Genomic DNA, 21,291 nt, shown 5'->3' on the forward strand with positions numbered 1-21,291 from the left:
GATCGCGCTCGATTAGCCGTGACCGAATCCGGGCACGTCGGCGAGGTTAGCGCGGCACGGACAAGCGCTCAAGAATGGACGGTACGGTACGCCTGGTTCGTCTGGAATGTCGAAAACTGCTGTGCGGCACGGCGCTCCAGCGCCTCCGACAGGCAGGCCAGCAGCAGCGCCGAAACCGCCAGCGCGGCACCGACCCAGTTCGGGGCCGTGTAACCGAATCCGGCCGCGATCACCAGCCCGCCCAGCCACGCCGAGATGGCATTGCCCAGGTTGAACGCGCCGATGTTCATGGCGGAGGCCAGCGTCGGCGCCGCGTGCGCCTGATCGAGCACCCGTTTCTGCAACGACGGCACCGTCGCGAAGCCGAGCACGCCGATCACGAAGATCGTCACGGCGGCCCCGATCCGGTCGTGCGCGGTCACCGTGAACAGACCCAGCGCCACCGCGAGCCCCGCCAGCGGCGCGACCAGCATGAGCATCGGCGCCCGGTCGGCGAACCTGCCGCCCACCAGGTTTCCGGCGAACATGCCGAGGCCGAACAGCACCAGGAGCCAGGTCACCGACCCGTCGGCGAAACCGGTCACCTCGGTCATCATCGGGGCGATATAGGTGAGGGCCGCGAACACGCCGCCGAAACCCAGCACCGTCATGGCCATGGCCAGCAGCACCTGAATGTTCTTGAAGGCGGCCAGTTCGTGCCGTAGGTGCACGCCCTCCGGCCTGGGCAGGTCCGGCACCAGCTTGGCCACGCCCACCAGCCCGGCCACGCCCAGCGCGGCGACCACCGCGAACGTGCTGCGCCAGCCGACGGTCTGGCCCACCAGGGTGCCCAGCGGCACGCCCACCACATTGGCGACGGTGAGGCCGGTGAACATCAGGGCGATGGCCCCGGCCTTCCTGTCCGGCGCCACCAGATCGGCGGCCACCACCGAGCCGATGCCGAAGAACGCGCCGTGCGCCAGCGAGGCGACCACCCGGCCCAGCAGCATGACCCCGAAGACCGGAGCGATGGCGGACAACAGGTTTCCGACGATGAACAATCCCATCAGCAGCATGAGCATGCGCTTGCGGGAGATCTTGGTGCCGAGCGCGGTCATCACCGGCGCACCGAGCATGACGCCCAGCGCATAGCCGGTGACCAGCCAGCCGGCGGTCGGGATGGAGACGCCGAAGTCCCCGGCGACCTCGGGCAGCAGGCCCATGATCACGAATTCCGTGGTGCCGATCCCGAAGGCCCCGATGGCGAGGGCGAGCAGCGCGAGTGGCATGGATACACCTTCCGAGCAAAGAGTTGCAAGAGCGCTTTACGTGCGCCAACAACAGTTGCATACGCATATTACTTGCAAGCGCTGGCTATTGCGGAGTTGGTCTATCCTGGTGGGAGTCCCTCCGACCCGAGGAAACGCGATGACAGCCACCGATCCCGCCATGACCACCCTGGCCCAGGGCTGGTGCGCCCTCTCGCTGCTGCACGGCACGATCGAGGCCCACATCGAACGCGCCCTCCAGTCGGCCCACGACCTCAGCGTCCGCGAATACTCCCTGCTCGACGTCCTCTCCCGCCAGCACGACGGCGACGGCGGCATGCTCCAGATGAAACAGGTGGCCGACGCGGTCGTGCTCTCCCAATCCGCCACCACCCGCTTGGTCACCCGGCTCGAGGACCGCGGCCTTCTCGCGCGCTACCTCTGCCCCCACGACCGCCGCGGCATCTACACCAAGGTCACCGACGCCGGCCACGAGCTCCTCGAGGCGGCCCGCCCCACCAATGCCACCGCCCTCCGGGAGGCGCTCACCGCGGCCTCCCGCAATCCCGAACTGGCACCGCTCGTCCACACCCTCGAATCCCTCCGCACCCCAGCCTGATTCCCAGGACCGGCCCGCGTCGCGGAGCCCTGCGATAGCCGTCCGCAAGTAGTCGGCTACCTACATCACGCAGCGAAGGGTCGGCTCGTAGGTTGTCGATCTTGTTGTGCCACAACGGACTCGGTGCGCCGCGCGGGCGATGCCCAGCAGCATCCCGCTGCGGGTGATGACATTGCGCGAGCCGCATTGCCCGTTTTGCCAGGTTCGGGTAGTCGCGTACCCGTGAGACGCCGGATACGAGCGATGAGAATCGGTCTTGTCGATTCACATCCTGGTCGGCGTCGGCCGCCCAGGCAGGAAAGAGGTTTCCGATGGGTATCGCGCAGAACGACCACCGCGGCGTGACAGTTCGAGTATCGATGGCCGCCACGGAGATCGACGACGAGCGCTTGGACGGGCAGACCCGGATGCTGCGAGCGGAGCTGGCCGCGATGGACGGCGTCGAATCGGCGGCGCTGGCGCGGGACAGCGCCGGAACGGCCCCGGGTACGAAGGTGGCCGACCCCGTCACGATCGGCGCGATCGTGCTGGCGCTGAGTGCTTCCGGCGGAGTGTTCACCACCCTGATCGAGACGGTGCGGGACTGGCTGGGCCGCCACCCGGGCACCCACCGGGTGACGGTCACGATCGACGGCGAGAGCATCGAGCTCGGGGCCGCGAGCAACGACCAGCAGCGCGCACTGGTCGACGCCTATATTCGCCGCCACGGCGGCGTCGTGGCGGGGTGACGGCAATGACCGGCCGATTCGCCCTGGTAGTGGCGACCTACACGTTCCACGATCCCGGATTGCGGCAGTTGACCGCACCCGCGCACGACGCCGAGGCACTCGCCGAGGTGCTGGCCGACCCCACGATCGGCGGGTTCGAGGTCACCACCCTGATCAACCAGCCGCACCACGTGGTCGGTGCCGCGATCGGCGATTTCTTCTCGGACCGGCGGCGCGATGATCTGACGCTGCTGTACTTCAGCGGGCACGGGCTCAAGGACGACGCCGGCAAGCTCTACCTCGCGATGACCGACACCCGCCCGCTCAACCCCCTGTTCACCTCGGTCCCCGCCGATCAGATCGACTACGCCATGACCGGATGCGACTCCAACCGTCAGGTGCTGATCCTGGACTGCTGCTACAGCGGCGCCTTCCCCGTCGGCACCATCGCCAAGGCCGACGACCAGGTCCACGCCCTGGAAACCTTCAGCGGACGCGGCCGGACCGTGCTCACCGCCTCCGACGCCACCCAGTTCGCCTTCGAGGGCAACACTCCCCACGGGCAGGCGACGCAGTCGGTGTTCACCCGGCACCTCGTCGCCGGTCTGCGCGACGGCGGCGCCGACCTCGACCAGGACGGCGACATCACCGTCGACGAGCTCTACAGCTACGTACACGACCATGTCGTCGCCGAACGCCCCCGCCAGCGGCCCAAGAAACAAGACAATATCGAAGGCCGCACCCTCCTGGCCCGCAACCGCAATTGGCAAGTACCGCAACATATTCGAACCGCACTCGAGAGTCCGGCCGTCCGTGATCGGCGCAACGCGCTCGATGACCTGGACCAGCTGCACCGCACCGGCGGCGCCATTGTCCGGTCCCGCGTCCGCGACGCCATCACCCGACTCCTGGACGACGACAGCCGCGCCATCGCCGCCGCGGCCGCCCACTGGCTCGACGTCAACCCCACCGGCACGGCAACGCCGCCGGCCGGTGACGGCGCCGAACCAGCCACCGATCCCGGCTCCCCCACGGTCGGCGCGACCGTACCGGCAACGACGCCGGCGCGCGGCAACGAGGCCGCGCGGACGGACAGCGAGGTATCACCGCATGCCGACAGGACGACAGCACCGGCAGCGCTGTTCGGCAAACCCGAGCCGCCGCTCCCGCCGAAAACCCGGACACCCGAACGCCGTTTCGGCTGGGCGCGGCGCAGATTCCGCGATCGGAGATGGGCGATACCGGCGACAGCCGCCGCAGTGGCTATCGCCTGCACGGTAGCGGTAGGCGGGTGGCACTTCGTCACCGGAGGTGTGCCCGGACACGCTATCGCCGACGCGCAAGCACTCCGCGGGCCCGACATCGAATTGCTCGGGCTGATCGCCACGAACGGCAGACACCGCAGCACTTGCGGCCATGCCGACCCGGACCCGGGCCAGATCGCCCATATCGCCTGCGATACCAACAAGGCGGCGGGCGCGCCCTTCGCGCGGTTCTTCCGATTCGCCAACGGCGACAAACTGGCCGACTTCTACCAAAGGACGAGTCGGCTTCTGCACGCAGGCAACTGCCCGGGCGACCCGCCAGGACCCGACGCGCCCGCCCTCGACAATCTGCGCAAGCCGGTGGGCCGCAAAGCGTGTGGCTTCAATCGTTCGGTCAGCCCGGCCACCTCGGTGCTGATCGTGACCGACGAACCCGACCTCGCGGTCAGCATTTTCTTCTACGCGCCCGCCGAGTGGACTTCACCTCTCGCCGAACAATTGCGCGACTACGACGCGGCGCGGGGTTATCGGCCGTTCCGGACTCCAGACGAGGCGAACGACCCTGACGTATTCACCTCCGGCGACAAAGAACTGCTGTCGATGCTCGGGCGAGACTTCACCCGCGCGAACTGCCGGCACGCGGATCCGGCGAAACCGGCGCAGGCGGAAATCCTCTGTGACACACCGGTGAACTACCCCAGCGCAGCGTTCCTGAGTTATCCCACCGCCGACGACGCCCAGTCGATATACCAGGACACGATCAATCAGCACGGGGGCCATGCGTGCAACGGCCGACCGGGGCAGGACAGCGTCTGGACCCAGCAGAATCAGCCGGTCGGACGGTTCGCCTGCTACCCGTCCCCCGGCGATTCGTCCCACCCCGACGACCATCCGCCCTGCTTGCTCGCGATCCTCGAGAGCCGGGCCATGATGCGCGAGTACTGCGCCACGCCCGCAGGAGCTCCCCCGACCTCGATCACCACCGAGTCAGACCTGCTCGCCTGGTTCCAGAAAGAGGCCGGCTAGTACCGCAACGCCACTCGGGACTGACATGAGTCGGTATCCGCAGCGGCAATTGTGCGACCAATTCGGGACACCGCAACAAGTTCCGGACGTAGGTTCGGGGCATGCCTCTCGGACATCTCGGGATCAATGTCAGCGATCTGGCGGGTGCGCGGAAGTACTACGACGAACTGATGCCGCTGCTGGACTACGAACCGCTGCTGGCCGACGACACCCAGTTCGCCTACTGGCCCGCGGCCCGGAAGATCGGTACCTACGTGTTCTTCTACCCGGCGGCGTCGGGTGAGTATTCGCGGGTGCTGCCGGGACTTCAGCACCTGGCGTTCATGGTGCCCACGCGCGCGGCGGTACGGCGGGTGCACGAGTGGGCGGCTGGACGCGGAGCCGAAATCCTGCACGCGCCACAGGAATTCCCGCAGTACCCGCCGCCCTATTACGCGACCTTCTGGACCGGCTACGACGGGATCATGCTGGAGGCGGTCTGCCACAAGGACGCGTGACGACTCTGGAGACGCGAAGGCCCGCTCCGGGGGAAGCGGGCCTTCGAGTTCCGGCTCGACCGCGTCAGCAGTAGTAGCAGACGCCGTTGGCGGGGAGTTCGGTGAAGCAGGAGTTGCAGACCGCCTTGCGAGCCTCGGGTTCCGGCTTCGGGGTGGAGACCGGGCCGGCCGGAGTGACCCGGCGGGGCGCGCCGCCATTGCGCGGGATCAGGGGCGGGATGCCGCCGTCGGAGGGGATGTCCGCGCCGTAGGCCGCGTAGCACTGCCAGCGGGCGTAGGCGGCATGCACCTCGAGGTCGGCCGGGACGGGCAGGTGGGCCAGCTCCAGCACGTACTTGTAGCTGTCGCTGACCTTGTGGTTCTGCTTGACGCACAATGCCGTCAGTGGCGGCTCGCCGGCATTGTGGCAGCGGCGGGCGACCTTGCGCAGGATGGCGTCCATCCAGGTGCGGGTGGGGGCGTCGGTACGGATGCCCGACATCTCCTGCACCCGCTCGGCGAGCTCATTGATGGTCACGAAATGGCCGTAGCCGGAGGCGCATTCGGCCAGCACCTCGTGGGCGGCCAGAGCCCAGCCCACCGCCGCATCGCGGAATGTCACCGCGGTCCGGTCGTCGATCCGCCAAGCCCCGGAAGTTGTTGCAGCATCCCTCATAGCCAGACAAAACTAGCGCCTCACCGGGGCGACACGCCAATTCCGTTCGGATATACCGGGTTTCGGTTTGATCACACTCGAGCGGGGGCGCGCATAGAACCTATCGACCCACAGAAAAACAACCACACATATGCGACGTATCCCCCGAACCACGGTGGCCCAAAGGGGAGCGGAGTCCGCCGACACCCACGAAACACTCCGCCCACACCCGCAAAACACAGTGGCCCGCTTCCCTTTCGGGAAGCGGGCCACTGTTCTATGACTTGTTCGAAGTCATGGAGCAGGCTTACTTGGCCTTCTCCAGGACCTCGACCAGACGCCACCGCTTGGTGGCGGACAGCGGACGGGTCTCCATCAGCTGCACGCGGTCGCCGACACCGGCGATCTCGTTCTCGTCGTGGGCCTTCACCTTCGAGGTGGTGCGGATGATCTTGCCGTAAAGCTTGTGCTTCACGCGATCTTCCAGCTCGACCACGATGGTCTTGGTCATCTTGTCGGAGACGACGTAGCCGATGCGCACCTTGCGCTGGCCCCGCTCCTCCTGCTTGGCCGGCGTCTTGGCCGGGCCCTTGGCGTCACTCATGCCGCGTCTCCCTTGCCTTCAGGACCGGAGGCCAGGCCGAGCTCGCGCTCACGCATGACCGTGTAGATGCGCGCGATCTCGTGGCGGACCACACGCAGGCGCCGGTTGTTCTGCAACTGGCCGGTCGCCATCTGGAAGCGCAGGTTGAACAGCTCTTCCTTGGATTCGCGCAGTTTCGCGACGAGCGCGTCATTGTCGAGCTCGCGGAGCTCTGCGGCCGGATTGGCAGTAGCCATCAGAACTGCTCCTCTCGGGTCACGATCCTGCACTTCATCGGGAGCTTGTGCATCGCGCGGCGCAGGGCCTCACGAGCGGTCTCCTCGTTCGGGTAAGAAAGCTCGAACATGACCCGACCGGGCTTCACGTTCGCGATCCACCACTCCGGCGAACCCTTACCGGAACCCATTCGGGTTTCGGCCGGCTTCTTGGTGAGCGGGCGGTCCGGGTAGATGTTGATCCAGACCTTGCCGCCACGCTTGATGTGGCGGGTCATCGCGATACGAGCGGACTCGATCTGACGGTTGGTCACGTAGGCGGGCTCCAGAGCCTGGATGCCGAACTCGCCGAACGAAACCGCGGTGCCGCCCTTGGCCATACCGGAGCGCTTCGGGTGGTGCTGCTTACGGTGCTTGACCTTGCGGGGCATCAACATAGGTCAGCCCTCCTGGTTCTCTGCCGGAGCCTCCGCGACAGCAGTCGCGGCACGCCCGGCCTCAGTGCTGGTCGCGGTGGTGCCCTGGGCACCGCTGCGACGGGGACGGCTCGGACGCTCGCGACGCGGGCGGTCGTCACGCTCGCGGCCGGACGGGGCCACCGCGGTGACCTCACGCTTGCCGCCGACGATGTCGCCCTTGTAGATCCAGACCTTCACGCCGATGCGGCCGAAGGTGGTCTTCGCCTCGTACAGGCCGTAGTCGATGTCGGCGCGCAGCGTGTGCAGCGGCACCCGACCCTCACGGTAGAACTCCGAGCGCGACATTTCCGCGCCGCCGAGACGGCCGGAGCACTGCACACGGATGCCCTTGACGTTCGGCGAACGCATGGCCGACTGGATGGCCTTGCGCATCGCGCGACGGAACGCCACACGGTTCGAGAGCTGCTCGGCCACACCCTGAGCAACCAGCTGCGCATCCGACTCGGGGTTCTTGACCTCGAGGATGTTCAGCTGAACCTGCTTCTTGGTGAGCTTCTCCAGCTCGGCGCGAATGCGGTCGGCCTCGGCGCCACGACGGCCGATCACGATGCCCGGGCGCGCGGTGTGGATGTCCACACGCACGCGGTCACGGGTGCGCTCGATCTCGACCTTCGAGATGCCGGCCCGCTCCATGCCGGTGGCGAGGAGCTTGCGGATCGCGACGTCTTCCTTCACGTAGTCCGCGTACTGCTTGTCCGCGTACCAACGCGACTTCCAGTCGGTGGTGATACCGAGGCGGAAGCCATGGGGATTGATCTTCTGTCCCATTTACTTTGCCCCTCCCTTCCGGCGGCTACGAGTGGCAGCGCCGGCGGTGGGCACGCTCTCGACCTCGATGGTGATGTGGCTGGTGCGCTTGCGGATCCGGAACGCGCGGCCCTGGGCACGCGGCTGGAAACGCTTCATGGTCGCGCCCTCGTCGACGTACGCGGTCGAGATGACCAGCGTGGCCGGGTTCAGGCCGAGGTTGTTCTCCGCATTGGCAGCGGCCGAGGCCACCACCTTGGCGACCGGCTCGCTCGCGGCCTGCGGCGCGAACTTCAGGATGTTCAGCGCATCCTCGACACGGCGGCCACGGACCAGGTCCACGACTCGGCGGGCCTTCATCGGCGTCACGCGAACGTGCTTGGCGGTCGCGCGCGCGGTCGGGTTCTGAGTTTCAGTGCTCATCGCCGCTTGCTCTTCCGATCTTCCTTGACGTGGCTCTTGAACGTGCGAGTCGGCGCGAATTCACCGAGCTTGTGTCCAACCATGTTCTCGGACACGAACACCGGCACGTGCTTGCGGCCGTCGTGGACCGAGAACGTGTGGCCGATGAAATCCGGGATGATGGTGGAACGACGCGACCAGGTCTTGATGACCTGCTTCGTGCCCTTCTCGTTCTGAACGTCCACCTTCTTGAGGAGGTGTTCGTCGACGAACGGGCCCTTCTTCAGGCTGCGTGGCATGTCTAACCTCCTCCTTAACGCTTCTTGCCGCGGCGGCGGACGATGAGCTTGTCGCTGGGACGGTTGGGCTTACGGGTGCGGCCCTCGGGCTTGCCCCACGGGGAGACCGGGTGGCGACCACCGGAGGTCTTACCCTCACCACCACCGTGCGGGTGGTCGACCGGGTTCATGACCACACCACGGACGGTCGGGCGAACGCCCTTCCACCGCATACGGCCGGCCTTACCCCAGTTGATGTTCGACTGCTCGGCGTTGCCGACCTCGCCGATGGTGGCGCGGCAGCGCACGTCGACGCGACGGATCTCACCGGAGGGCATACGCAGGACGGCGTAGGCGCCTTCCTTACCCAGCAGCTGGATGGACATGCCCGCGGCACGAGCCAGCTTGGCGCCGCCGCCCGGACGCAGCTCCACCGCGTGAACGGTGGTACCGGTCGGGATGGAGCGCAGCGGCAGGTTGTTGCCCGGCTTGATGTCCGCGCCGGCACCCGACTCGATCTTCGTGCCCTGGGCGATGCCCTTGGGCGCGATGATGTAGCGCTTCTCGCCGTCGGCGAAGTGCAGCAGCGCGATGTTGGCGGTGCGGTTGGGGTCGTACTCGATGTGCGCGACCTTGGCCGGGATGCCGTCCTTGTCCAGTCGACGGAAGTCGATCAGACGGTAGGCGCGCTTGTGGCCGCCACCCTTGTGACGAGTGGTGATGCGGCCCTGCGCGTTACGGCCACCGGTCTTGGTGAGCGGACGCAGCAGCGACTTCTCGGGGGTCGAGCGGGTGATCTCGGCGAAGTCCGAGACCGAGGCACCGCGGCGGCCCGGGGTTGTCGGCTTGTACTTACGGATTGCCATGAGTTCTTCTCTACTTTCTGGAGCTCCAGCCGCTTACGCGACCGGGCCTCCGAAGATCTCGATGGGCTTGCTGTCGGCCGAGATGGTCACGAGCGCGCGCTTGGTGTCCTTGCGCTTGCCGTAACCGAAGCGGGTCCGCTTGCGCTTGCCCTGACGGTTGGCGGTGTTGACGCTCGTGACCTTCACACCGAAAACCTTCTCAACGGCGATCTTGATCTGCGTCTTGTTCGAGTCCGGGTGCACCAGGAAGGTGTAGGTGCCTTCTTCGATCAGTCCGTAGGACTTCTCGGAGATCACCGGCGCGAGCAGGATGTCGCGGGGATCGGCGATGGTGGTCACTTGCTCTCCTCCTGTGCAGCTTCGGCGGGGCCGTGCACGAAGGCGTTGAGCGCCTCGACCGAGAACACGATTTCGTCGCTCTTGAGAACGTCGTAGGTGTTCAGCTGGTCCGGGGCGATCGGGTGCACGCCCTGCAGGTTCGCCACGCTCTTCCACGCGGTGACATCTTCACGGCCGACGACGACCAGGATGTTCTTCCGGTCCGACAGCTCGGCGAGGAAGGACTTGGCCGACTTGGTCGACGGGGTCTGTCCCGCAACCAGTTCGGTGATCACGTGGATGCGCTCGTTGCGAGCCCGGTCCGACAGAGCGCCACGCAGCGCGGCGACCTTCATCTTCTTGGGCAGGCGCTGGGTGTAGTCACGCGGCTGCGGGCCGTGGACGGTGCCACCGCCGGCGAACTGCGGCGCACGGGTCGAACCCTGGCGCGCACGGCCGGTGCCCTTCTGGCGGTACGGCTTCTTGCCACCACCGCGGACCATGCCGCGGGTCTTGGTGGCGTGCGTGCCCTGGCGAGCCGCGGCCTGCTGGGCCACGACGACCTGGTGCATCAGCGCGATGTTCGCGGTCACGTCGAAGATCTCCGCGGGGAGCTCGACGGTGCCCTCGGTCTTGCCGCCAGCGGCCTTGACCGTGAGCGTCAGGTTGGTCTTGGTCTCGGTGCTCATGCCCGGGCACCACCCTTCACTGCACTCTTGACGATCACGACGCCGCCGGTGCGGCCCGGGATCGCGCCCTTGATCAGCAGCAGACCGTTCTCGGCATCCACCTTGTGGACCGAGAGGTTCTGCGTGGTGACGCGGTCGTTACCCATCCGGCCGGACATGCGCATGCCCTTGAACACGCGGCCCGGGGTGGAGCAACCACCGATGGAACCCGGACGACGGTGCACGGCCTGCGCACCGTGCGAGGCACCCTGGCCACGGAAGCCGTGGCGCTTCATGGTGCCCGCGAAGCCCTTGCCCTTGGAGGTGCCGGTCACGTCGACGTAGGAGCCCGCCTCGAAGACATCGGCGTTGATCTCCTGGCCGACCTCGAAGGCCGACGCGTCGGCGACGCGCAGCTCGGCGATGTGGCGGCGGGGGGTGACACCGGCCTTGGAGAACTGGCCGGAGACCGGCTTGTTCACCTTGCGCGGGTCGATCGCGCCGTAGGCGACCTGGACGGCGGAGTAACCGTCGCGCTCCACGGTGCGGATCTGGGTAACGACGTTCGGGCCCGCCTTGACGACGGTCACGGGAACGACGCGGTTCTTCTCGTCGAAGACCTGGGTCATGCCGAGCTTGGTGCCCAGGATGCCCGCGGCCGGACGGCTCTTGTTGTCAGTCATATTCGAAGTCCCCGTCACTGAATGTTGACGTCGACGCTGGCCGGCAGGTCGATACGCATCAGGGCGTCAACCGTCTTCGGCGTCGGGTCGAGGATGTCGATCAGCCGCTTGTGCGTACGCATCTCGAAGTGCTCGCGCGAGTCCTTGTACTTGTGCGGCGAACGGATGACGCAGTACACGTTCTTCTCGGTGGGCAACGGCACCGGGCCGACGACGCGGGCACCGGTACGGGTCACCGTCTCGACGATCTTGCGCGCAGACGCGTCGATCGCCTCATGGTCGTAGGCCTTGAGCCTGATGCGGATCTTCTGTCCCGCCACGCTGAGTGTCCTTTTCTCCGCTTACGTTGTGGTCCAAGAGCTTTCGCTCTCACACCACCCTCATTTGCACAGCCCGAACACACGAAGACGCATCAGCCACCACACGACCGGCCACCTGGGCCCGATCCATCGCCGCTGTTCATCTGTCATGGTTCATCCGGTCCACGCGGTCGGGCGTGTCGCTCCGCCGCCCATTCCTCAGCCCGGACCAAAATCCTGTAAGCCTCGGAACATTGTTCCGGACGCACCCACGCCGCAATCCAGCGGGGTGCAAAATTGGGTCTTGCTCACCCACGACCAGCGCCGATCCAACGGAAAAGACGCAACCCGGTGTGGGCAACCCGAACAGTATGCCTCGAGTCCCCAGCCCACTTCAAATCGCCCCCTCCCCCACCCGGACTCGATGGCCCTGGTCACACCGGGTCGCGCCGCCCGGCCCGGAGAGCGCGATGGCCGGTGCGGAACTCGGCTCCCGCACCGGCCATTTCACACCTCAGCGGTCGCGGAGGTTCTGGAGGTAGTAGTCCCAGCCGCCGAGGTCCTCGACCAAGACGAAGTTGCCGCCATGATGCACGGCGGGGTCGACCAGGGCCATGCTGATCTGCCCGCCGGGAGTGTCCGCGGCCTCGCCGACGATCTGGGTCAGATTGCCGTACACCTTCCCGTCGATGAACGGGATATCCGAGAAGTACGGGTCGACGGCGACCCGGTTGTGGGTCATGTTGATCTGGTCGATCGCCGCCGGGATCCAGGTGTTGGACAGGGCCACCGTCTCGTCGTGGTTGAGGTCCACGGCCACGTAGATGCCGTTACCCGGATTGATGTACGGCGTGAAGGCCGCGGCCGAACCGGCGGATGCGGTGACGGCGAGGGCCGCCCCCGCGAGTGCGATGCCAACGGTGGCCATCGCGGTGCGAATACGCATGATTTCTAGAACTCCCGATTTCCCCGATAGCCGACCCGTGTGGCGTCGGCTCCAGCCGCACCTCCGGCGCGGCCAACTCAGATAACAAGCAACCAGTTGGTTTCGCGCGCCGAGGCAACCCACCTACCGATTCGATGACCTATTCGCGAGAGTCCGAGAGCTGGACCGGAGGGACGCCGTCACAGAACTTACTTTCGAGTAAGATATCGGCATGGCCAAAGAAACCGCTACCTATCGCGGGTGGAAGAAGCTTCCCGACAATCGGATCGGGCACACGTTGTTCTCGCTCGGGATGGTGGCGCGGGTGCCGTATTTCGGGACCGTGCTGCCGAGCGTGGTGCGGCTGGAACCGGGGCTGTGCGAGGTGACCGCACCCAAATGGTTCGGGATTCACAATCATCTGGGGACGTTCCACGCGATCGCGGCGTGCAACCTGGCCGAGGTCGCGATGGGCATGCTGTCGGAGGCGACGGTGCCGGAGACGCATCGGTGGATCCCCAAGGCGATGAACGTGCAGTATCTGGCGAAGGCGAACTCGGGACTGCGGGCGGTCGCGAAGTTGCCGGAGGTTCCGGATTTCTCGCAGATCACCGAGGGGCGGGATCTGGTGGTGCCGGTGTCGATCTTCGACCGGGCGGGCCTGGAGGTCGTGCACGCCGACATCACCACCTGGGTGACGCCGAAGTAGTCACACCCGACTGGAAGTGACTCACCAGCCGACGCCGAGGAACCTCACAGCCACCATCAATAGCGTTGCGGCCATGACAGATTCAATTCCCGCCGCAGACAGTTCCCACTCGCTTCCGGGACGACGCCGGCCCGGTCGTGTCACCCGCTCCGTGGCCGGCGCGGCGCTGGCCCTGGCGGCCACGCTCGGTCTGGCCGCCTGCGGGTCCAGCGATCACAACTCCGCGGGCGACGGCAATCAGCAGCAGGAACCCGGCGGACGCCACGGCGACGGCCAGGGCGGTCAGGGCGGCCGGGGCGTCGGCGGCAAGATCACCAGCGAGGGGTCCGGATCCTGGGTGATCACCAAGCAGGACGGCAGCACCGAGACCGTGAACATCTCCTCCACCACGGAATTCGGCACCAAGGCGAAGAGCGAGACCGCCGCGCAGTTCGCGGTCGGCGATCAGATCATGGTGCAGGGGCAGGAATCCGACGGCGCCATTGCCGCGACCCGCATCGCTCACGCCCGCGAGCACGCCAATATGAACGGGACGCCGCCGAATTCGCCCGGCGCCACCCCGCCGGCCGCACCCGGCGGTACCCCGCCCGCGGCGCCGTCGTCGACGCCGGCCAAGTGAGCCGTTCCGTCACACCGAGCCTTCGATGGCAGGCAAGTCCGTTGTGCCGCAATGGACTTGCCGCCCCTCCCCAGTTCTTTTATTGACCGACCGGGGTACTCATCAGCATGACCAGGGCCGCGAAACCCAGCCCGATCGGCACCATCGCCAGCACGATCCGCACCGCCCACGGCGACCAGTAGGCGACGACCCATTGCGCGGTCACCGCGAGCAGTCCGAACAGCAGCAGCTGCTGCGCGTCGTCGAGGTGGCCGAAGGTTTTCGGGCAGGAATCGCGGCCGTTGCACGAGTCGGTGGCGAACCCGCTGAGCACGAAGAGCGCGAAGTAGACGGGCAGGCCGAACCCGAACAGCACCGATGACGCGGTCGGCGGCACCCACCAGTACCGCTTGCCGGTGTTCATTCCGCCGCTCCCCCACCGCGTCGCATCCGCCGGTCGCTCACGGCCCGCACGATAGCAAGCGGCAATGACCATCGAAGGGTGGCGCGCGCGGCGAGGATTCGGCCGCACAGCGCGCGGGGGTGCGAAGTCGGAGTCGGCCTGGCGGGGCCTGGACGCGACTGTTTGAATGCGGGTATGAGTGGCCGTGAGGTCGGCGGGGCGGCCGACGTGTGCGTGGTGGGGCTCGGTCCCACAGGGCGGGCGCTGGCGCATCGCGCCATGGTGGCGGGGATGCGGGTGGTCGCGGTGGATCCGCGGCCGGCACGGCTGTGGGCGCCGACGTTCTCGTGCTGGGTGGACGAGCTGCCGGAGTGGCTGGGGCACGGCGCGATTGCCAGCCGCATCGAGGCGCCCGCGGTGTGGACCACCACCGAGCATCGGATTCTCCGGCCCTACTGCGTGCTGTCCAAGCAGGGCCTGTTCGACGCGCTGCCGCTGGACGACGCGACGGTCATCGCGGGCCGCGCGCGCACGGTGGAGGCGCACCGGGTGGAGCTGGCCGACGGTACCGAGGTGCGCGCCGCCACCGTGTTCGACACTCGCGGCCAGGCCGCGCCGGGGGCCCGGCGCACCGCCAGCGCGCACGGCATCTTCGTGGACGAGGACACCGCGGCCCCGATGGTGACCGCCGGCGAGGGCCTGCTGCTGGACTGGCGCGACGAGAACGGCGCGGGCCCGGACGAGCCGCCGTCGTTCCTGTACTCGGTGCCGCTCGGCGACGGCACGGTGATCTTCGAGGAGACCAGCCTGGGCCTGCGCGGCGGCATGCCGCAGCATGAGCTGCGGCGGCGCACCCTGAATCGGCTGGCGGCGCACGGGATTCGGCTGCGCGGCGACGAGCCGACCGAGGCCGCCCACTATCCGCTCGACGAGCTGCCCCCGAAAGCCGGTCGCGGCCGGGTGATTCCGTTCGGCTCGCGCGGCGGCATGATGCATCCGATCACCGGTTACTGCGTGGCGGATTCGCTGTCGCTGGTGGACACCGCCCTGGCCGCGGTGCGCCGCGGCGACGATCCGGTCCAGGCGCTGTGGCCGTGGCAGGCGCGCCTGGTCTATTGGATGCGCATGCGGGGCGTGTACGGCCTGGGCCGGCTGACGACCGCGCAGTCCATCGCCATGTTCGACGCGTTCTTCACCCGCCCGCCCCGGCAGCAGCGCGCGTTGCTGTCGGCACACGCCGACTACTCGGCGCTGGGCACGGCGCTGTTCATGACGGTCGGCACCACCCGGCCGTTCCGCTGGCGCTACGACCTGGTCGGCTGGCGGAACCGGAACCGCTGGGTGGGTTGGGATTACGGCCGCCCGCGCCCCCTGGACGACCTGCTGCTGCCCCGGGAGGAGCTGCGACCCGGGGAAACCGCGCAGAAGCACACCGGTCCGCGGTAGGGCTCAGACCCAGTTCTCGATCCAGTACTTCCAGACGATCGCGGCGTAGGCGGCCAGTGGCGGCACCTTGATATCGGTGCCGGCGAGCGCGGCCGCGGTGCGGCGGGAGTCGAAGCGGCAGGACAGTTCGGTGTCCTCGATGACGTCCATGGGGATGCCGACCTGGCGCAACACCCAGCCCATGCCGGGCACGCGCAGGGTGAGGTCGAGGGTCTGCTTGGGCATGACCTGGATGAGGTGCGGCGCCCCGGCCTCGTCGGCGAAGAGGTTGAACACGTCGGCGACGCTCTGCTCGCGCGGATCCGCCAGGTGGTAGGTGGCGGGTGTGTCGCCGGGCCGGTGCGCGATGTGGTCGAGGGCGCGGGCCACGAAATCGACCGGCACCAGATTGGTTTCGCCGAGTTCGGGCGCGATCACGGGCAGGATGCGGGGCAGCTGCGCGGCCATGCGCAGCAGCCGGAAGAAGTAGTAGGGGCCGTCGATGCGGTCGATCTCGCCGGTGCGGGAATGGCCGATCACGATGGCGGGCCGGTAGATCCGCCACGGCACCGCGGTCTGCTCACGCACGTCCTGTTCGGCCCGCAGCATGGCCCGCTGGGAGGGGGTGGGGAGCAGCTGCCCGACGTCGGTCATGTCCTCGGTGAACAGGCCCTCCCAGGCTCCCGCGACACGCACCGTCGAAACATGGTGCAGCCGTCCGGCTTCCAGCGCCGCCGCGAGTTCGGCGACCCGCCGGGTGCCGCCGCCCGCGCCGCGGGTGTCGAAGCCGGCGGCCAGGTGGAAGACGTGGTCGATCGAACCGCGGTGCGCCGCAATCCAGCCCGTGTCGATGCCGAGCCCGGGCGCGCCGAGGTCGCCGCGCACCGGGCGCACCCGGTCGGCGGCGCCCCAGTCGCGCAGGCAGCGGTTGAAACGCAGCACGGAGTCTTCGCCCGGGCGCACCAGGACGTGGATGTCCGCGCCGCGTTTCAGGAGTTCGGGAAGCAGAAATCGACCGATGAACCCAGTTGCCCCGGTAACCAGGTAAGTCATGGCGCCCACCTTAACGTGACGCGCGCCACTCCAACTCCGGTGCGGCCCCGGGGAAACGGGTCGGGCGTGTCTAGGCTCCGGTCTCCGCCGCCCGCCGGTACCCACGGATCGCGGGGTAGGCGCACACCACGATCATGCCGACCGACCACGCCACGGTCTTCCACAGCGGGGTCGCGATCGGCCCGTCGTAGGACAGTCCGCGCATGGCGTCGATGGCGGTGCTCATGGGTTGGTTCTCGACCGTCTTCTGCAGCCAGACCGGGTAGGCGAACACCGGCACGAAGCCGGAGTTGAAGAACATCAGCAGGGTGTTGACGATGCCGATCAGCGAGACCAGCAGCACCCCCTCGGTGAGCGTGGCCAGCGCCGTCACCAGCACCGCGAACCCGATGGCGAACAGGATCGGAATGCCCAGCATGGCAATCGAAGCCGCGGGCCCGTACCAGAACCGGAAGCCGATGCACACGCCCACGGCGAGCACGAACAGCGAGGTGATGAGCACCCGCAGCGCCTCGGCCAGCAGCCGCCCGGTGAGTCCGGCCGCGCGATGGACGGGCATGGTGTAGAACCGCCCGAGCAGTCCGGTGGCCTTCTCGGTCTTGAAGCCGAGCGCGCTCACCACCGAACCGGACATGGCGGCGACCAGCATGACCATCGGCACGGTGCCGTAGATGCTGGGCATGCCGGTGGCCTGGGTGATGGAGTCGCCCAGCACGATCCGGAACATGATCAGCGTGGCCGCCGGGTAGACGAGGGTCTGAATGGTGGTCGCGGGATCGCGCATCCAGCCGATGAGCAGGCGCTTGCACTGAATCAGGCTCTGTTCCAGCCAGATCGAGAGCGCGCGCTCCGACCGCGGTTTCACCACGGGCAGCGGCTGATGTCCCGCCCACGATTCCACGTCGACCGCCGAATCCTTTTCGACCACCGAATCCTGTTCGTCCACTTGGGCCGTCATCGCACTGCTCATGATCGCCTCACACTCGCCCAGATCGCCATCGGCGTGAAGACGACCGCGAGGCCGCCCAGCCACACCAGCGGCACCCACAACACCTGCCAGGTCACCCCGTGCTCGGCCATGTCGCGCAGCGCGAAGGAGAACTGCGAGATGGGCTGATTGCGCACGAACGGCCGTACCCAGGCGGGGAAGCCGGACTCGGGCACGAAGCCGCAGGACAGCATGCCGAAGATGAGGGTCGGCAGGGTCAGGGCCTGGCTCAGTGATTCGGGGCTCTTGGTCAGTGACCCGAGCCCGTCGGCGCCGATGGCCAGGATGGTGCCGACGGCGAGGGAGAACACGCAGAACAGCACGGCCTGTCCCCAGCCGGCGACGAATCGGAATCCGATCAGGTGGCCCCAGCCGAGTGCCGCGATGAGCGAGACCACCGAGCGCACCAGGCCCGCGGACAGCCGGGACAGCAGCGGCACCAGCTTGCCGATGGGCATGGTCTGCATGCGGGTGTTGAGCCCGGTCATGGCCTCGAACGCGGCCAGCTGCGCGTTCGACATCATGGTGAAGGACATGGTCTGCAGCACGATGATCGGCATGACGAACTGCGCGTAGTGGATGCCGCGGACCTGCATGACGTACTTCAGCGGCAGGTAGAAGCCGAGGGTGAACACCAGCGGCACGATCACCGCGACGGCGAGTTCGCCCTTGGTGGCCATCACCCAGACGACGCGTCCGGTGAGCGCGCGCCACTGGGCGAAACTGCTGGGCCGGGCGGGTGGCACGCCGGCGAACAGGTCGGCGGCGTCGGCCGCGGGGGCACTCATGCCACGCCCGCGGTGTCGGCCGTGTCGGCGGCGGCCTCGTGGCTGCCGGAGTGCCCGGTGAGCGAGAGGAAGACGTCGTCGAGGGAGGGCCGCCGCAGTCCGATGTCGGCGAGCTTGACGCCGACGGCGTCGAGCCGGCGCAGGGCCTCCGACAGGGTGGCCGCACCGTTCGGGGCGGGAATCGAAAGCCGGTCGCCGCCATCCATATCCGCGCGGACCGCGTCGGGCACCAGATCGCCGAGCGCGTCGGCGACAGTGGTCAGCTGGGTCGGGTCCAGCGGCACGACCTCGCAGTAGCTGCCGCCGGTCTTCTCCTTGAGAGCGTCGGCGGTGCCCTCGGCGATGACCGTGCCCTTGTCGATCACGATGATGTTGTCGCTGAGCACGTCGGCCTCTTCGAGGTACTGCGTGGTCAGCAGGACGGTGATGCCCTGGTTCTTGAGGGCGGTGACGAGATCCCAGACGCCCTGGCGGCTGCGCGGATCCAGGCCGGTGGTGGGTTCGTCGAGGAACACCACCTCGGGGCGGACCACCAGGCCGCAGGCGATGTCGACGCGGCGGCGCATGCCGCCGGAGTAGTGGCGCACCGCGCGGCGGCCCGCGCCGGTGAGGTCGAATTCCTCGAGCAGGTTGTCGGCGCGCTGCCGGGCGGCCTTGCGCGGCAGGCCCATCAGGCGGCCGAAGAGTTCGAGGTTCTCGCGGCCGGAGAGGTTCTCGTCGAGGGCCGCGTACTGGCCGGTCATCATGATCGATCGGCGCACCGCGGCGGGGTCCGAGCGCACGTCGTGCCCGGCGATGCGGGCGATGCCGGAGTCGGGACGCAGCAGGGTGGACAGGATCTTGACCGTGGTGGTCTTGCCCGCCCCGTTGGGGCCGAGAATGCCGAGGACCTGTCCGCGGGCGGCGGTGAAGCTGATCCCCTGCAGCGCGTGCACCTCGCCGAAGGACTTACGGACGTCTTCGACGAAAACGGCCGGATCATCGGGTGCTCCGGGTTGCGGTCTGTCCAAGCTGGGCATCAACTCTCCACTATCGACTGGTCGGGCTGAACGATGTCGCCCCGTGCGGCGGGTCCCCACATCCCGCGGGGACGAGTTGTTACCGCCCGCCGGGATGATCCACACCGCCGGGCGTGATGTTACCGGCGCATCCCAAACAAGGCCGTTTCTTTGCCGAAGCAGCATTCTCCAAACTGTGTGCTTGGTCACAAACCGAAGTGCTCCGGTATAGCTGCTGATCCAGGCGCAGACCGGCCGGTATGCGGCAATTTCGCTACCTTGTCGCATCTGCGACTCGAACCATAGTCTGGCGTTGGCGGGGAGAGACATTCACAGGCCACGAGAGGTTGACCATGGCCGAGTCGGCGCAGCCGGCAACAGGGCGCGCCGGTGCGCGCCGATCCAAGGTGCTGACGTCCTTCGACCCACGGACCGGGGAGGTCGTCGGCGAATACGCCAGCATGGGCGCGGGCGAGCTCACCCGGACCGTCCGCTCGGCACGCAGTGCCGAACAATGGTGGGCGGCACTGGGATTCGCCGCGCGCAAACGCTGGCTGCTGGACTGGAAACGCAGCCTGGCCCGCGGCACCCGCGATCTGGTCGAGCTGATCAGCAGCGAGACCGGCAAGCCGCGCATCGACGCGGCCATCGAGGTGACGCTGGCCGTGGAACATCTGGATTGGGTTGCGCGGCATGCGGAGAAGACGCTGGGCCGCACCACCCGGCTGGGCGCCGCACTGCGCCGCGAAGCGGCCGGCACCGTCGGCTACCTGCCGCTGGGCGTGGTCGGCGTACTCGGCCCCTGGCAGAATCCCGTTCTGACACCGATGAATTCGATCGCCGGCGCGATGGCGTCGGGCAATGCGGTCGTGTTCAAACCCAGTGAGCTGACCCCCGGCGTGGGCGCCTGGCTGGCCGACACCTGGAACCATCTGGCCCCGAATCAGCCTGTGCTGCAGGTGGTCACCGGTGACAGCGGCACCGCCGCCGCCCTGTGCCGCGCCCGCGTGGACAAGCTGGCCTACGCCGGATCCGGCGCGGGGGCCCGGGAGGTGGCCATGCTGGCCGCGCAGGCGTCCACTCCCCTGCTCGTCGAGCAGGGCGGACGCGGGTCGATGGTGGTCCAGGTCGACGCCAAGCTCGATACCGCCGCGGCGGCCGCGGTGTACGGCGCCATGGCCAATTCCGGTCAGCAGCCCGCGGGCGTGCAGTGCGTGTACGTGGCCGACTCGGTGTACGAACCGTTCCTGGAACTGGTGGCCGATCAGGCCCGGCGGCTGCGCCCCGGCGCGGATCGCCGCGCCTCCTACGGGCCGATGATCCTGGACGCCCAGATCGATGTGGTGCGCCGCCAGGTGCGCGACGCCGTCACCCGGGGCGCGCGGCTGGTGGTCGGGAGCCTGGAGTCGATCCGCGAACCGTATATCGAGCCGATCGTGCTCACCGAGGTGCCCGAGGTGAGCACCGCGGTCACCGGGGACGCGGTCGGGCCGGTGCTGGTGGTGAATCGGGTGGCCACCATGGACGAGGCCGCCGATCGGGTGAATGCCGCCGAAAGGCCGCGCGCCGTCTCGGTTTTCACGCGTGACACCCGCAGCGTCCCGGAGTTCGCGGCCCGGCTGCGCAGCGAGCTCATCACGGTCAACGCGGCCCCGGTCTACGGGGTCAACGGGCCGGGCCGCATTCGCGATCCGCGCACGCTGCGGGAATTCGCACGGCCGCAGACGATCACCGAGAAGCATCCGCCGGACCAGATCACCTCGGGCACCTTCGAGAAGCATCCGCGCCGTCTGCGGGTGGCCCGCGCGCTGTTCCGGATGCGGCACCGGGTCTGACGGTGGAAGTGGCTG

27 protein-coding genes are annotated in these 21,291 nt (G+C 67.9%); 8 read left to right on the forward strand and 19 right to left on the reverse strand.

Annotation, left to right across the window (positions count from 1 at the left end):
- Nucleotides 1-68: 68 nt before the first annotated feature.
- Nucleotides 69-1,268, reverse strand: a complete 1,200-nt coding sequence (locus tag ABZV44_RS01680; protein WP_354830566.1) for an MFS transporter — start codon at nucleotides 1,266-1,268, stop codon at nucleotides 69-71.
- A gap of 139 nt (nucleotides 1,269-1,407) precedes the next feature.
- On the opposite strand from ABZV44_RS01680, the gene ABZV44_RS01685 reads away from it, so the two are divergent.
- From ABZV44_RS01685 to ABZV44_RS01700, 4 genes are all read left to right on the forward strand, one after another.
- Nucleotides 1,408-1,866 (forward strand): MarR family transcriptional regulator, encoded by a 459-nt coding sequence (locus ABZV44_RS01685; protein WP_354830568.1) that lies wholly within the window; start codon nucleotides 1,408-1,410, stop codon nucleotides 1,864-1,866.
- A 311-nt stretch (nucleotides 1,867-2,177) separates the two neighbouring features.
- Nucleotides 2,178-2,594, forward strand: coding sequence for a hypothetical protein (locus tag ABZV44_RS01690; RefSeq protein WP_354830570.1), 417 nt, complete (start codon nucleotides 2,178-2,180; stop codon nucleotides 2,592-2,594).
- A gap of 5 nt (nucleotides 2,595-2,599) precedes the next feature.
- A complete protein-coding gene (locus tag ABZV44_RS01695) occupies nucleotides 2,600-4,864 on the forward strand; it encodes a caspase family protein (protein ID WP_354830572.1) in 2,265 nt (754 codons plus the stop codon).
- Between the two features lie 101 nt (nucleotides 4,865-4,965).
- Nucleotides 4,966-5,361, forward strand: coding sequence for a VOC family protein (locus ABZV44_RS01700; RefSeq protein WP_354830574.1), 396 nt, complete (start codon nucleotides 4,966-4,968; stop codon nucleotides 5,359-5,361).
- A gap of 64 nt (nucleotides 5,362-5,425) precedes the next feature.
- On the opposite strand, the gene ABZV44_RS01705 is transcribed toward ABZV44_RS01700, so the two are convergent.
- From ABZV44_RS01705 to ABZV44_RS01765, 13 genes are all read right to left on the reverse strand, one after another.
- Nucleotides 5,426-6,016, reverse strand: a complete 591-nt coding sequence (locus ABZV44_RS01705) for a hypothetical protein (RefSeq protein ID WP_354830576.1) — start codon at nucleotides 6,014-6,016, stop codon at nucleotides 5,426-5,428.
- A gap of 286 nt (nucleotides 6,017-6,302) precedes the next feature.
- Nucleotides 6,303-6,599, reverse strand: a complete 297-nt coding sequence (gene rpsQ, locus ABZV44_RS01710; RefSeq protein WP_354830578.1) for a 30S ribosomal protein S17 — start codon at nucleotides 6,597-6,599, stop codon at nucleotides 6,303-6,305.
- Entirely contained in the window at nucleotides 6,596-6,835 is a 240-nt protein-coding gene (gene rpmC / locus ABZV44_RS01715) for a 50S ribosomal protein L29 (protein ID WP_040855205.1), read from the reverse strand. Before rpmC ends, rpsQ begins: the two co-directional genes overlap by 4 nt.
- Nucleotides 6,835-7,251, reverse strand: a complete 417-nt coding sequence (rplP, locus tag ABZV44_RS01720; RefSeq protein WP_040804212.1) for a 50S ribosomal protein L16 — start codon at nucleotides 7,249-7,251, stop codon at nucleotides 6,835-6,837. The genes rpmC and rplP overlap by 1 nt, the downstream gene beginning before the upstream one ends.
- Nucleotides 7,252-7,254: 3 nt before the next feature.
- A complete protein-coding gene (gene rpsC, locus ABZV44_RS01725; protein ID WP_354830580.1) occupies nucleotides 7,255-8,061 on the reverse strand; it encodes a 30S ribosomal protein S3 in 807 nt (268 codons plus the stop codon).
- Nucleotides 8,062-8,463 carry a 50S ribosomal protein L22 gene (gene rplV, locus ABZV44_RS01730; protein WP_040855202.1) on the reverse strand — a complete coding sequence of 134 codons (402 nt, stop codon included), beginning with the start codon at nucleotides 8,461-8,463 and terminating at the stop codon, nucleotides 8,062-8,064.
- The gene (rpsS, locus tag ABZV44_RS01735) at nucleotides 8,460-8,741 is read right to left on the reverse strand and encodes a 30S ribosomal protein S19 (RefSeq protein ID WP_019931198.1); all 282 of its coding nucleotides are present in this window, start codon (nucleotides 8,739-8,741) and stop codon (nucleotides 8,460-8,462) included. The genes rplV and rpsS overlap by 4 nt, the downstream gene beginning before the upstream one ends.
- Nucleotides 8,742-8,755: 14 nt before the next feature.
- Nucleotides 8,756-9,586, reverse strand: coding sequence for a 50S ribosomal protein L2 (gene rplB / locus ABZV44_RS01740; RefSeq protein ID WP_354830583.1), 831 nt, complete (start codon nucleotides 9,584-9,586; stop codon nucleotides 8,756-8,758).
- Nucleotides 9,587-9,619: 33 nt separating this feature from the next.
- The gene (rplW, locus tag ABZV44_RS01745; RefSeq protein WP_014981657.1) at nucleotides 9,620-9,925 is read right to left on the reverse strand and encodes a 50S ribosomal protein L23; all 306 of its coding nucleotides are present in this window, start codon (nucleotides 9,923-9,925) and stop codon (nucleotides 9,620-9,622) included.
- Entirely contained in the window at nucleotides 9,922-10,593 is a 672-nt protein-coding gene (gene rplD / locus ABZV44_RS01750) for a 50S ribosomal protein L4 (protein ID WP_354830586.1), read from the reverse strand. The genes rplW and rplD overlap by 4 nt, the downstream gene beginning before the upstream one ends.
- Nucleotides 10,590-11,255 carry a 50S ribosomal protein L3 gene (gene rplC / locus ABZV44_RS01755; protein WP_354830589.1) on the reverse strand — a complete coding sequence of 222 codons (666 nt, stop codon included), beginning with the start codon at nucleotides 11,253-11,255 and terminating at the stop codon, nucleotides 10,590-10,592. Before rplC ends, rplD begins: the two co-directional genes overlap by 4 nt.
- A gap of 14 nt (nucleotides 11,256-11,269) precedes the next feature.
- A complete protein-coding gene (rpsJ, locus tag ABZV44_RS01760; RefSeq protein WP_003938093.1) occupies nucleotides 11,270-11,575 on the reverse strand; it encodes a 30S ribosomal protein S10 in 306 nt (101 codons plus the stop codon).
- 493 nt (nucleotides 11,576-12,068) lie between these two features.
- On the reverse strand, nucleotides 12,069-12,500 hold the full coding sequence (locus tag ABZV44_RS01765; RefSeq protein WP_354830620.1) for a hypothetical protein: 432 nt from the start codon (nucleotides 12,498-12,500) through the stop codon (nucleotides 12,069-12,071).
- A 211-nt stretch (nucleotides 12,501-12,711) separates the two neighbouring features.
- Here ABZV44_RS01765 and ABZV44_RS01770 point away from each other — a divergent pair, with 211 nt between their 5' ends.
- Together ABZV44_RS01770 and ABZV44_RS01775 are read left to right on the forward strand one after the other, a co-directional pair.
- On the forward strand, nucleotides 12,712-13,188 hold the full coding sequence (locus ABZV44_RS01770; protein WP_354830622.1) for a hotdog fold domain-containing protein: 477 nt from the start codon (nucleotides 12,712-12,714) through the stop codon (nucleotides 13,186-13,188).
- Between the two features lie 73 nt (nucleotides 13,189-13,261).
- Complete coding sequence (locus tag ABZV44_RS01775) at nucleotides 13,262-13,807, forward strand: DUF5666 domain-containing protein (RefSeq protein WP_354830625.1); 546 nt, start codon at nucleotides 13,262-13,264, stop codon at nucleotides 13,805-13,807.
- 79 nt (nucleotides 13,808-13,886) lie between these two features.
- On the opposite strand, the gene ABZV44_RS01780 is transcribed toward ABZV44_RS01775, so the two are convergent.
- Nucleotides 13,887-14,210, reverse strand: a complete 324-nt coding sequence (locus ABZV44_RS01780; protein ID WP_354830627.1) for a hypothetical protein — start codon at nucleotides 14,208-14,210, stop codon at nucleotides 13,887-13,889.
- A gap of 174 nt (nucleotides 14,211-14,384) precedes the next feature.
- On the opposite strand from ABZV44_RS01780, the gene ABZV44_RS01785 reads away from it, so the two are divergent.
- The gene (locus ABZV44_RS01785) at nucleotides 14,385-15,635 is read left to right on the forward strand and encodes a lycopene cyclase family protein (protein WP_354830630.1); all 1,251 of its coding nucleotides are present in this window, start codon (nucleotides 14,385-14,387) and stop codon (nucleotides 15,633-15,635) included.
- A gap of 3 nt (nucleotides 15,636-15,638) precedes the next feature.
- Here the strand turns inward: ABZV44_RS01785 and ABZV44_RS01790 are convergent, their stop codons facing one another.
- From ABZV44_RS01790 to ABZV44_RS01805, 4 genes are all read right to left on the reverse strand, one after another.
- Nucleotides 15,639-16,667, reverse strand: coding sequence for an SDR family oxidoreductase (locus ABZV44_RS01790; RefSeq protein WP_354830632.1), 1,029 nt, complete (start codon nucleotides 16,665-16,667; stop codon nucleotides 15,639-15,641).
- Between the two features lie 70 nt (nucleotides 16,668-16,737).
- Nucleotides 16,738-17,625 carry an ABC transporter permease gene (locus tag ABZV44_RS01795; RefSeq protein WP_354830634.1) on the reverse strand — a complete coding sequence of 296 codons (888 nt, stop codon included), beginning with the start codon at nucleotides 17,623-17,625 and terminating at the stop codon, nucleotides 16,738-16,740.
- Nucleotides 17,626-17,633: 8 nt separating this feature from the next.
- Nucleotides 17,634-18,443 (reverse strand): ABC transporter permease, encoded by an 810-nt coding sequence (locus ABZV44_RS01800; protein ID WP_354830636.1) that lies wholly within the window; start codon nucleotides 18,441-18,443, stop codon nucleotides 17,634-17,636.
- The gene (locus ABZV44_RS01805; protein ID WP_354830637.1) at nucleotides 18,440-19,462 is read right to left on the reverse strand and encodes an ATP-binding cassette domain-containing protein; all 1,023 of its coding nucleotides are present in this window, start codon (nucleotides 19,460-19,462) and stop codon (nucleotides 18,440-18,442) included. Before ABZV44_RS01805 ends, ABZV44_RS01800 begins: the two co-directional genes overlap by 4 nt.
- A gap of 332 nt (nucleotides 19,463-19,794) precedes the next feature.
- On the opposite strand from ABZV44_RS01805, the gene ABZV44_RS01810 reads away from it, so the two are divergent.
- Nucleotides 19,795-21,276: an aldehyde dehydrogenase family protein gene (locus ABZV44_RS01810; protein ID WP_354830638.1), complete on the forward strand. Its 1,482-nt coding sequence runs from the start codon at nucleotides 19,795-19,797 to the stop codon at nucleotides 21,274-21,276.
- Nucleotides 21,277-21,291 lie beyond the last annotated feature (15 nt).

Source organism: Nocardia sp. NPDC004860, from assembly GCF_040609015.1.
Classification (GTDB): domain Bacteria; phylum Actinomycetota; class Actinomycetes; order Mycobacteriales; family Mycobacteriaceae; genus Nocardia.